The 11778-nt window shown below is 57.7% G+C and carries 9 protein-coding genes; 2 read left to right on the top strand and 7 right to left on the bottom strand.

Annotated features, from left to right (window positions below; translation table 11 throughout):
• Positions 1-3 precede the first annotated feature (3 nt).
• The 3 genes from BLU07_RS14595 to BLU07_RS14605 all read right to left on the bottom strand — a co-directional run bounded on the left by BLU07_RS14595 (position 4) and on the right by BLU07_RS14605 (position 4932).
• Positions 4-3093 (bottom strand): efflux RND transporter permease subunit, encoded by a 3090-nt coding sequence (locus tag BLU07_RS14595; RefSeq protein WP_092388294.1) that lies wholly within the window; start codon positions 3091-3093, stop codon positions 4-6.
• Positions 3090-4235 carry an efflux RND transporter periplasmic adaptor subunit gene (locus tag BLU07_RS14600; protein ID WP_092388297.1) on the bottom strand — a complete coding sequence of 382 codons (1146 nt, stop codon included), beginning with the start codon at positions 4233-4235 and terminating at the stop codon, positions 3090-3092. Before BLU07_RS14600 ends, BLU07_RS14595 begins: the two co-directional genes overlap by 4 nt.
• Before the next feature lie 79 nt (positions 4236-4314).
• A complete protein-coding gene (locus BLU07_RS14605) occupies positions 4315-4932 on the bottom strand; it encodes a TetR/AcrR family transcriptional regulator (protein ID WP_092388300.1) in 618 nt (205 codons plus the stop codon).
• Positions 4933-5035: 103 nt separating this feature from the next.
• On the opposite strand from BLU07_RS14605, the gene BLU07_RS14610 reads away from it, so the two are divergent.
• Positions 5036-6505, top strand: coding sequence for an efflux transporter outer membrane subunit (locus BLU07_RS14610; protein WP_092388303.1), 1470 nt, complete (start codon positions 5036-5038; stop codon positions 6503-6505).
• 111 nt (positions 6506-6616) lie between these two features.
• Here the strand turns inward: BLU07_RS14610 and BLU07_RS14615 are convergent, their stop codons facing one another.
• On the bottom strand, positions 6617-7234 hold the full coding sequence (locus BLU07_RS14615) for a TetR/AcrR family transcriptional regulator (RefSeq protein ID WP_092388306.1): 618 nt from the start codon (positions 7232-7234) through the stop codon (positions 6617-6619).
• Positions 7235-7361: 127 nt separating this feature from the next.
• Between BLU07_RS14615 and BLU07_RS14620 the strand changes: the two genes are divergently transcribed.
• The gene (locus tag BLU07_RS14620) at positions 7362-7802 is read left to right on the top strand and encodes a hotdog fold domain-containing protein (protein ID WP_092388309.1); all 441 of its coding nucleotides are present in this window, start codon (positions 7362-7364) and stop codon (positions 7800-7802) included.
• Between the two features lie 220 nt (positions 7803-8022).
• Here the strand turns inward: BLU07_RS14620 and BLU07_RS14625 are convergent, their stop codons facing one another.
• From BLU07_RS14625 to fabF, 3 genes are all read right to left on the bottom strand, one after another.
• Entirely contained in the window at positions 8023-8643 is a 621-nt protein-coding gene (locus tag BLU07_RS14625) for a hypothetical protein (RefSeq protein WP_092388311.1), read from the bottom strand.
• A complete protein-coding gene (locus BLU07_RS14630; RefSeq protein ID WP_092388314.1) occupies positions 8634-9716 on the bottom strand; it encodes a hypothetical protein in 1083 nt (360 codons plus the stop codon). The genes BLU07_RS14625 and BLU07_RS14630 overlap by 10 nt, the downstream gene beginning before the upstream one ends.
• 740 nt (positions 9717-10456) lie before the next feature.
• A complete protein-coding gene (gene fabF, locus BLU07_RS14635) occupies positions 10457-11731 on the bottom strand; it encodes a beta-ketoacyl-ACP synthase II (RefSeq protein ID WP_092388317.1) in 1275 nt (424 codons plus the stop codon).
• Between the last annotated feature and the right edge of the window lie 47 nt (positions 11732-11778).

Consider the following 11778-nt stretch of genomic DNA (forward strand, 5'->3'; position numbering starts at 1 on the left):
GTGTTAAGCAGGCTGCGTCTCCAGGGAGCGGCTGCCGCTGTCAGGTTTGATGCGGAACCAGATGGAATACATGGCCGGCAGGAACACCAGGGTCAGTACAGTTCCCGCCAGGGTGCCTCCGATCAGGGTGTAGGCAAGCGTTCCCCAGAACACCGAATAGGTGAGCGGAATAAACGCCAGGATCGCGGCCAATGCGGTCAGGATGACCGGTCGGGCACGCTGTACGGTTGCCTCGACCACTGCGCGGAACGGGTCCAGCCCGGCCTGCTCGTTGTGATGGATCTGCCCGATCAGAATCAGCGTGTTGCGCATCAGGATGCCGGACAGTGCAATCAAACCAACCAACGCATTGATGCCGAATGGCTGCTGAAAAATAATCAGCGTCGGCACCACCCCGATCAGCCCCAGCGGGCTGGTGAGGAAGACCATGACCATCGCCGAGATCGAGCGCACCTGCAAAATGATGATGAGCAGGATGATTGCCAGCATGATCGGGAACAGTGGCCGCATCGCCGCCATCGCCTTGCCTGACTCCTCAATGGAGCCTGCCTGCTCGATACGATAGCCGCTCGGCAGCTTATCCAAGATCGGTTGCAGCTGCTGGGTGATGGCGGTCGATACGTCCGGCGGCTGCAGACCGTCGCCTATGTCGCCACGTACGGTGATCGTCGGCACGCGGTCACGGCGACGCATGACCGGTTCCTCCATGCGCACATCGATCTCGCCGACCTGCGACAGCGGGATGCGCTGGCCGTTGGCACCCGCCAGGGTGAAATCCATGATCCTGGCCGGATCGAAGCGGGTGTCTCCAGCCGAACGCGCCATCACCTGTACGGTGCGAATGTCTTCCCGCACGCTGGTGACGGGCACGCCGCTGAGCAGGAACTGCAGTTGCTGGGCCACAGCATTGGAGCTCAGCCCCACCGCTTGCAACCGGTCCTGCTGCAGGCTGAAGTGCAGCGTTGGCGTACGCGTGCCCCAGTCGGTGTTGACCGTGCGCATCATCGGACTGGCAACCATGACCTGCTGCACTTCGGCGGCAATTTCACGCAGCTTGTCCGGGTCTGGCCCCGCGACTCGGTAAGCAACCGGGAACGGCGAATATGGGCCGAACACCAGTTGGGTAACACGCACCCGTGCCTCAGCGGCCAAGCCATCGGCAATCGCCTGGCGCAGCCGATGTTTCAGCGCTTCGCGCTCGTCTTGATCACCGGTACGCACCACGATCTTGGCGAATGACGGATCAGGCAGTTCCGGCCCCATGGCCATATAGAAGCGTGGCGCACCCTGGCCGATGTATGCGGTGACGATCCGCGCCTCTTCCTGCTCGGCCAGCCAGGCTTCCACTGTCGCCGCGGCAGCGCTGGTTTGTGCCATCGAAGTGCCGTAAGGCATCTGCACCTCGACCAGTACTTCGGGCCGGTCGGAGATCGGAAAGAACTGCTTCTTGACCAGGCCCATGCCGAGTATGGCTGCCACGAACAAGCCAACCACTGAGCCGGCGACCAGCGACTTGTGGCCGATGACCCATCCCAACAGCCGACGCAAACGGTTGTAGCGCGGCGTATCGTAGATAGCATCGTGACCACCTTCGACCGTCTTGAAATCAGGCAGCAGCTTGACGCCCAGGTAGGGCGTGAACACGACGGCGACCAGCCAGGAGGCGATCAAGGCAATGCCGACGATCCAGAACATGTTGCTGGTGTATTCCCCCGCACTGGAGCGGGCAAAGCCATTGGGCATAAAGCCGACGGCCGTGACCAGGGTGCCCGACAACATCGGCGCAGCGGTGTGGCTCCAGGCGTATGCGGAGGCGGCGACGCGGCTGTAGCCTTCCTCCATCTTCACCACCATCATCTCGATGGCGATGATGGCGTCGTCCACCAGCAGGCCCAGCGCCAGGATCAGCGAGCCCAGGGTGATGCGGTCAAAGCTCTTGCCGGTCGCGGCCATCACCATGAACACCATCGCCAGGGTCAGCGGTACCGCAGCTGCGACCACAATGCCCACGCGCCAGCCCATGCTGAGAAAACTGACCAGCATGACTACCAGCAAGGCGACAAAGAACTTGACCATGAATTCATCGACCGCCGCGCTGATGTTGTCGGCCTGGTCCGTGACTTTGCTCAGGCTCATGCCCAGCGGCAGTTCGGCGTTGATATCGCTCACCTCGCTGTCCAGGGCCTGGCCCAGGTCAAGGCCGTTCCAGCCCTCGCGCATGATAATGCCCAACAGCAGGGCAGGTTCGCCGCCATTGCGAATCAAGAACGTCGCGGGGTCTTCATAGCCGCGCGAGACTGTGGCGATGTCCGACAGTTTCAGCGTACGGCCCTGCGCCACAACCGGAGTGTCGCGAATTTTCTGCAAGTCGTCGAAGGCGCCGTCCAGGCGGATAAACACCTGCGGCCCCTTGGTTTCTATGGAACCTGCCGGGGTCAGTGCATTCTGTCCATTGAGCGCGGCAAACACTTCCTGCGGGCCGATCCCCAGCGTCGCCAGGCGTTCATGGAAGAGTTCGACAAAGATGCGTTCGGGCTGCTCGCCGAGGATATTGACCTTCTTCACGCCCGGCACATGCAACAGCCGCTGACGCAGGCTCTCCGCCTCGCGGGCCAGCAAGCGGTGCGGTTCGCCCTTGGCCTTGAGCGCGAACAGAGCGAAGGTGACATCCGAGTATTCATCGTTGACCATGGGCCCGATTACGCCAGCCGGAAGCTCCATCGTTTCGTCGCTGACTTTTTTACGCGCCTGATAGAACTGATCCGGCACCTGTGCCGGTGGGGTGGTGTCAAGCAGGGTCAATGTCGTAAAGGCCAGGCCGGGTCTGGTGTAGGTCTCGGAGCGGTCGTACCAGCGCAGCTCCTGCAGGCGCTTTTCGATTTTCTCGGCGACCTGATCCTGCATTTCCTCGGCGGTGGCACCGGGCCAGACGGTGACGATGGTCATCACCTTGACGGTGAACGCTGGGTCCTCCGCCCTCCCCAACTGGAAGAAGGCGATAAGCCCGGCCAGCGAGATCAAACAGACCAGGAACAGGGTGATGGAGCGCTCGCGCACAGCGAGTGCTGACAGGTTGAAACGCCCTTCGCTCATGGCTGGACTCCCTCGACCGCCGTGACCGTGGCTTCACCGGCCACCCGCACTTGCTGGCCTTCGCTCAGAAGGTGAGCGCCAAGCGCAACGACTCGCTCGCCTTGATTGAGCTGAGCGGTGATGCGTGCTTGCCCATCATTGAGGTGCTGAACCACGACCGGATGCCAATGAACCTGCGCCGGCTCGCCCTGAATGGCCCATACGCCGGGGCCCTGGCCCGTGTCGAACAAGGCTCCGATCGGCACCTGCAAACCGCCTTGCGCGGAAGACTCTTCGTCCGGGACCCGCGCGTTGGTCACATGCTCGCCCGGGATCTGCAGGGTGACCGTGGTACCCAGGGGCGCGTCAGCCAGCTCGCCTTCCAGCACGTAATGCGCAGCAAAGGTGCGCGTCAGTCGATCGGCGGAATCCGAGAGCTGCCGGAGCCTGGCCGGGACGCTAATCGATTCATTGGCAAAGAGCGTGGCCTGTGCGGTGGAGCCGATCGCCGGCCGCAGCGTTTCCGGCAAATGGATACGTGCTTCACGGGGGCCGGCATGGGCCAGGCGCACCACGACCTGGCCAGCACTGACGACCTGGCCAGGCTCGGCCAGCGTGTCCATGACAATGCCATCGGCATCCGCCAGCAACTCGGCATAACGGGTCGCATTGACGGCTACTTCTGCCTGGGCCTGGGCCGCACGGAGCTGGGCGTTGGCAGCATCTGCCGCCGCCTTGAACTGATCGTAGGCCGACGCTGATATCGCGCCGGTGCCACGTAGATCGCGGTAGCGTGCTTCATCATCGGCCGCTTGCTGCGCCTTTGCTCGCGCAGCGGCGACCGCTTCGCGCTGCGCATGGGCGGCAAGCTGCAGATCGACAGGATCAATGCGCATCAGCGGCTGACCGCGCTTGACGCTCTGCCCCGTATCCACAAGCCGCTCCAGCACCTTGCCGGCGACGCGAAAGCCCAGGTCACTCTGCACGCGAGCCGCTACGGTTCCGCTGAAGGAACGTGACACGGAGGTTGCCGGTTGCACAGTAGCGGCACGCACCAGCGGCGCTTCAGTACGTGGATCGGTTTGCGTCTTCTCGCCGCACGCGATCAACGCAAACGGCAATACGCAAATAAGGGTAGGTAGAACAAAGCGACGCCTGAGCATGGTAGTCCCATATACGAAATGAGCGGGACTATTACTTTGTATCTAGTGACCATATTAGTCAATAGTCACTCGATACAAATCACGGCGACAGGCTTCGCAGTACCAGGCTGGACAATTTCGTGGGGGCTTCTTCGGTGTATTCAAAGCCATACTGCAAGAGCAGCGGGTTGAGATAAGGCCGCAGCACCAGGTAGATCGCTGTCACTGTTTCGTCGAGGGGCGTCTTGCGCTCAAAGTCCCCGCTTTGCCGCCCAGCCTTCAGGATGTCTTGCAGCAACGCCTGGATGCGCGCTTCATAGTCCAGCGTCGCTTGCCAGCGCTCGGTCGCCGCCGATGCGGCAATCTCGTAGAGCTTGCGGTCCTGAAAAAACAGACGGAGGCTAGCCTCTACAATCGACTTGAACATCCGCCGTAGCTGCTCCGGCGGGTGCTCGGCTTCATTGACGGCAGCCCTGACATCGGCCTCGATCTGGCTTAAACAGTTCGCGCAGATCGCTTCGCCAATGGCCTGTTTGGACTCGAAGAACTTGTAGATATAGGCCTTGGAAAAGCCGACGGACTTGGCGAGATCGGAAACAGTCGTCTTCTCGTAGCCATAGCGGCTGAAGTGCTCGGTCGCTGTGGAGACAATCTGATCACGCACTTCGTGTTCGGCCGGGCCGCGGGCCGGACCTGAATTTGCGTCGGTTTTGCTCATGGTTTTTATGCCTACTGCCAATATTAAAAGTGGACAACGTGTGACCAAATTGTATTATGGTCACACTCGACTTGTTTATTATACCCCGTTCCGGAAGAACCCCATGCCACCCAAACATATCCTTGCCATGCTCGTTACCGCCAGCCTTTCGGCAGGCTGTGCCGTTGGACCCGATTACGCCAGCCCAGTTCTGCCCATGCCGGAGCAATACATGGGCCAGGAAGCACTCGATCAGCGACAGGCCAAGGCCAATGCCGACCTCGTTGCCTGGTGGACCGGTTTCGACGACCCGCACCTGACCCGCTTTGTAACCCTTGCACTGGAGCAGAACCTCGACCTGGCACAGGCGACCGCCCGCGTTGCTCAAGCACGTGCAGGACTCGGGGCGGCGAATGCCGCCTTGCTGCCCTCTGGCAACATCAGCGGTCAAGCGGCCAGGGGCTATCAGTCAGTTGAAACGCCACTGGGACAAGTACTGAATTCGACGGCCGATTTCGACCGCTACGGCAACGCCTATGAAGCCAATCTTGGTGCGAGCTGGGAACTGGACCTGTTCGGTGGCCTGCGCCGTAAACGCGAAGCAGCGCTGGCCGAGTACCAGGCGACCGACGCCGGGGCCAGCGCCATACGATTGGCTGTGGCGGCGCAGACCGCAGACGTTTACATCAGCATCCGCGGACTGCAAGCCCGTCTGGACATTGCAAGCAAGCAGATACAAACCCGGCAGGAACTACTTGAGAAGGCCAATCTTCTTCACAGCAAGGGGTTGGCCGCCGAACTCCAGGTCAATCAGGCTGAAGGCGCGCTCGCACAGGTTCAGGCGTCTGTCCCCGTTCTTGATACCGCCCTGATTGCGGCCATGAACGCACTGGATGTGATGCTGGGTACATCGCCCGGCACACATCGGACGGAACTGGCCGAGATTGTCGCCATACCAGCTGCACCGCAGATTGTGGCCACGGGATCGCCGGGTGACCTGCTCAGGCGCCGCCCCGATTTGATAGCGGCCGAACGCCAACTGGCCGCCTCCAACGCACGCATCGGTGTCGCCATCGCCGAGTACTACCCCAAACTGTCCCTGAGCGGGCTGATTGGCAGCGCGACCTCGGTGTCCAGCAGCAACCTGCTCAGTAACGCTGCCAGCCAGCGCGCCGGGGTACTCGGCCTGCGCTGGCGTCTGTTCGATTTCGGCCGCATCAACGCACAGATAGACCTGGCCAAAGGCCAAGAGGCCGAGACGCTAGCGCGCTATCGACTGGCCGTGCTGCGCGCCACCGAGGATGTGGAAAACGCTTTCACCGAACTGGTCAAACGCGAGGAGCAGGTGACCCTGCTTGCCAAGGGAGTCGACTCGCTCGACCAAGCGCGCAATGCGTCATTCATGGCCTACCAGAAAGGTGCTGTCAGCCTGATCGAAGTCTTGAATGCCGATGAAAGCTTGCTGCGGGCTGCCGATACACGCGCACAGGCGCAAACGGAATCAGCCCGCGCAGCAGTTGCCGCTTTCAAGGCGCTCGGCGGCGGTTGGCAACCCCCTGAGCAGCCACAGCATTTAGTAAGCCGGGACGGCTGATACGACGCTCAGCGTGGCGATCAGAAATTCACCATTGATCGCTTTCGGCCAGAAGCGGCCGCTGGTCGGGATGGCCCGCGTCAATCGGAAGCGGGATGTCTCTGGACGCGTTTATACGTCATTCAGTGACCGCCAAGCCGCATCAGCGAGTACTTGTCTGTGCGCGCTTGGGCTCTGTTTCACCCTGCCGGAAAGCCAAGCCCTGCAATAGCTCTCTGACGCTCCGATTATGAGAGACGGGACCAGCTCATCGGGAAAACGCGTCAGCAGTTCTCCTACTCCCGGTCGCAAAAACCATTCTTGTACTTGCTGATTGCGAAGCCTGTTTCTTTCAGCCAGTTCTTCTTTATGAGGACCATTGGACACCGCAAAGCCGGCATTGAACTGATAGCGTGCCCACTCAGGCTGGCTATCAACCCAGTCGACGTAGCTGAAGACCAGCGCATTCACGCCATCCTTTGTGGTTTCCGCTTCTTCAAAATAGCGCAGGCGCAGCGACGCCTGATCGCTCATTGCAGCGAAGAACAGAGCAGCAACCAAGCCTTCTTTGTTACCAAAATGATGGTAGATCGCGCCGACGCTGGTATCGCATGCGAGGCGGATCATTTCGATAGTAGTTGCCTCTATACCGTTGCTGTTGAAACACCCCAAAGCAGCGCGGAGGATGTCTCGTTTCAGTTCAGCGCGACGCCCTGGGTAGCTCCGTTCCAATAAGTCCGTTACCGGCATCTCAGCGCTCCAAAAAATAAAGAATGGTACCCCGTTCCTCTAGCAACGCACAGTGTTGACATGATTACGCCGAAGAGAATAATATTCTGTTTCCGAACATTATTCTGTTTATGCAATTGGAGTGATTATGAACCAAATACTCAGCATGTTTCAGTCAGCCGGTCCTGAGGCGTTCAGCAAGATGACCTGCCAAACAGCACCCTATTTCAGCACTATCAATCCGTTGATCTCTGGACTGGAGCCGAACCAGTGCACAGTTCAGTTCCCTTTTGCGAAAGAGGTGACCAATCACCTTGGGACCGTTCATGCCATTGCCATGTGCAACGCGGCTGAATTGGCAGCAGGCGTGATGACTAATGTCTCGATCCCGGACGGTGCGCGGTGGATACCGAAAGGAATGACAGTGGAGTATCTCGCTAAAGCAAAAACAGACCTGACGGCCATTGCAAGTGGGGAAGGGATCGACTGGAGCAAGGAAGGCGACAAGGTAGTACCGGTCGATGTCACTGACACTGAAGGCAAGACAGTCTTCACCGCCCGAATCACCATGAATATAAAAATGGGATAAGTAGTTTGCGGCTCCCGAGATCAGGAGCCGCAAAAAAGTGCAGTGATTTTAAGTAGAGGTCACTGCCCCTTCCACCGACGAAACAGCACGCTGGCATTGACCCCGCCAAAGCCAAACCCATTGGACAGTGCATGGTCAGTTTCGATCGTGCGCCGGGCACCGTCGCCATCTTCCGGCCCTGAGGCAATGTGACAGGCATCGGCATTGGTGCCGTAAATGCTTACTCGCTCACCACTGTAATAGATGTGATGCCTGCGGACTGCGCCGCATTGAATATTGGCGGCAATGCATCATCGGTAGCGCCCTCTCTCAAGATGACGCGAATTTGTGAATGCTCAGGACTGTTGCCCTCAAGGGATGATTCAAGCATTTCCGCGCTGATGGTCGAGTAGGCTTGATCTTCCAACAAATAGTCATGCTTGCCACTAACGTAGATCTCGACTGTATGCTGAGCGGAATCATCAACGTCAGCGCGGACAAAACTAACCACATGGAAGCTCAGATACTCAGGACACTCCCATGACGCGTTGGTTATGGACTCAATTCGCTGTTGCAGCTGCTGGTACGTAGCCTGGCTTTTGGGCTGCCGCTCCGCCCACTCGATGGCGTCCATAAGTGAAGAGGACGTGATGGCCTCAGAGATACGTTGGTCGCGCTCTTCGGCTAGAGTATTTGCCGACGTACCAGGCTCAATATGTTGCCAGCTCTGCGCAAGGTGAATCGTGCAGAAGTCCTGTGCCTGTCGCTGTAAGTTCGTATCCGAAGTACAAGCGATTGCTGTAAAACTTATCGTGGCAGCAAATAGATAATTTCCTGGCACCATTCCTTTGATCAACGCCACCCGGACATCTCCCGATTAAACGCTTTGAAAGCACCTTCCAGATTCTTGAGTGTCTCTAGCGCGGCCCTTGGATTCCTCAGAATCTCACTCATAATCTGGACCGCCTCCTGTTGAGTTATCTCGACGTGTGAATCTTCGAACATTGCGACCACCTCCAGTGCAACATCCCGGACTTCGCTCGGGTTATCCCAGTCAATATTTATTAGGCGATCTACAACCGGCGTAAACCTTCTATCTAGCTCTACGCCGTAAGTCTGGGGAGATAAAGTGACCGATTTAACTGCCGCTGTGGTTAGGACGGTCAGCAGGGCGGTCCAACCAGTAAAAGCATTTGGAGCTACTGTAGCCTTACCGAAAAGGGTCCCTGCGAGGGTGCCTTGAGTTTGCTCATCAGTAGCGATGGTTCTTGGAAGGGCATTGATGGTTCTTTCTACGTTTTGATTAGCCTCCGAAATAACAAACTCTCTTAATTTCTCACGCAAAACTGGAAAATTTCGCGACATCCCCTGATCTTCGTCTGAAATTGCTTTTGCTAGATTTTTACTCGCTCTGAACTTCTCTCTTGCAGAAAGACTGGTCAAAGTAAAATCAGCTCCGACAACCAACAGTAGTGCAGGAATACTGATCGTGGAAAGCAAACCTAAGATAAAGTACATTTCGTACTTCACCAAGGTAACCATAGGACCTGCGGTATTAACGACTCTTTCCGCAAGGTCCCCAGTAGTCACGTCCCAGAGAAAAGACTGAGTTGGCTGTACAAAAAAATGGTAGTTGTAGGGGCTTGACGTATCAATATGCATAAAGATAATCGTTGAGCAGCCAACCTCGTAAATGATTCGCTTTCTTCGCTCCAATACGTAGACATCGCCAGCTTTCAGGTGAATATTATGTAACGTGATCCCTAAAAAATTTAGGGCATCAAACCGCTGACTATTCGCAGTATCAAAAGGAAGATACTGAGACAAGCTATTAGTTACATCCCGCGGGCTGGTATGGTGAGTGGGTCTTTCTTGGCAAATTTCAACTAGTTGCCAGTGCCCGTCAATGAGTTCAAATTTCCTTTGTGTTGACACAGTTCGTCCCTTTTTAAGCTGCTTTGAGCAGCTACTTGTCCATGTAACTGAGCGTATGTTAAAAGCCGTGAAACAGCTCACTACGCATTCTGTGTGAATTGAGGCTCGCAAGTGTAAGACTTGATTGGAACTGACCGCCTCTAAAGTTAAGCGCAGATTACGCGCCCGTCAGCTCCCAATTTGGGATCATACAGGCCGATTCCAACCGCCGTTGCGACTCCTCGGCGCACATAGGAACTGCTCCCTGATTGGTGCCCCTACGAAAGCCAGAGAAAACAACGAATTGTTCCATACGCGCTTAACAAGCAGCATATTTTCAAAGACGAGCAGTATCCGTCAAGCTAAATACCGCTGTCGTCATTTCTGTTCTTCGATTGTGTGAACTCCATCAATGAAAACAAGGAAGCATCTGGGTCAAGACGGCATATGGGTCTGCCTTGTTTTTTACTCATTGCCAAATGACCTAGAAAACTGTTTGTCCAGCTGCAGGCCTTGCCCTACACGGAACTGCAGATAGCCATCATTAATATTTCTTTAAAACCTGATTTATCTCAGCGGGGCTTTCGGCGCGGTAAGGCACGACAACAGTCAAACCCGAACCATTCCGCTCAGCGAGATGATATCCGAGGCGAAAAGTGTACTAGTACAGCCTGACGGGTCAATCCGTTAGACGCTAAAAGACCTACCGCCTTCTAAGCGGCAGGTCTGTCGTGCCAACTGGTTAGTTCAGCCCTCAATGGTCACTGCCCCTTCCACCGACGAAACAGCACGCTGGCATTGACCCCGCCAAAGCCAAACCCATTGGACAGTGCATGGTCAGTTTCAATTGCGCGAGGGTTGCCTGTGGCGATGTTCAGACCGTCGGCCAACGGGTCGGCATTGTGCAGGTTGAGCGTTGCCGGAGCGAGTTGATCACGTAACGCGAGTACGGCAAAGATTGCCTCGATCCCGCCCGCTGCGCCCAACAAATGGCCGATAGAGGATTTGGTTGCGCTAATCACCGGCGAGGGCCCGTTGGCAAATATCGCTTTGATGGCAGCCAGCTCGCCCTTGTCGCCAACCGGAGTCGATGTTGCGTGAGCATTGAGGTGACCGACCTGACCGGGCTCGACGCCGCCTTGCTGCATGGCCTGCCTCATCGCGCGCTGGGCACCGTCGCCATCTTCCGGCCCGGAGGTAATGTGATAGGCATCGGCGCTGGTGCCGTAGCCGACCAGTTCGGCGAGTGGTGTGGCTCCGCGCGCCAGGGCATGTTCAAGTTCTTCGATGACCAGCAAGCCGGCGCCTTCGCCCATGACAAAGCCGTCCCGTTCGATGTCGAATGGACGAGAAGCAAGTTCCGGTGTGTCATTGAAGTTGCTCGCCAGGGCGCGAGCAGCAGCGAACCCAGCCAGGCTGACTCGGTGAATGGCGGCTTCGGCGCCGCCGCACAAGGCCACGTCCACCTCTCCTGCCCGGATCATGCGTGCCGCATCGCCAATCGCCTGTACCCCGGCAGCACACGCGGTCACCGGTGCACCCAGCGGGCCTTTCAATCGGTGACGGATGGAAACCTGCCCTGCGGCCAGGTTGCACAGGAACGAGGGAATCGTGAACGGCGAGAGGCGGCGGGGGCCTTTGTTGTCCGTGGTCCTCACGGCATCAGCAATCGCCGGGAAGCCACCGACACCGGTGGCGATAATGGTAGCGGTCCGCTCCTGTTCGCGTTCCGATTCCGGTGCCCATTTTGCCTGCGCCAGGGCTTGTTCCGCAGCCGCCAGGGCGAAAAGGATGAAACGATCGACCTTGCGCTGCTCCTTCGGTGAGAGCACACGATCAGGATCGAATCCACCTGCAGCATCCTCATCGGCACCAGGCACCTGGCCCCCGATGCGCACAGCCAAGTCGCCAATAAGTGCTTCCGGGAGCTGACGAATGCCGGATTCACCTGCCAGCAAGCGCTCCCAGACGAGCTCCACCCCACAGCCCAGCGGGGTGACCGCGCCCATTCCGGTAACGACGATACGTTTTGTCATCAGCTTTCGCCCCCTTGATTGTTTGGTAGTATCTAGACAGACCAAGT

It is taken from the genome of Halopseudomonas salegens (genome assembly GCF_900105655.1).
GTDB lineage: Bacteria > Pseudomonadota > Gammaproteobacteria > Pseudomonadales > Pseudomonadaceae > Halopseudomonas > Halopseudomonas salegens.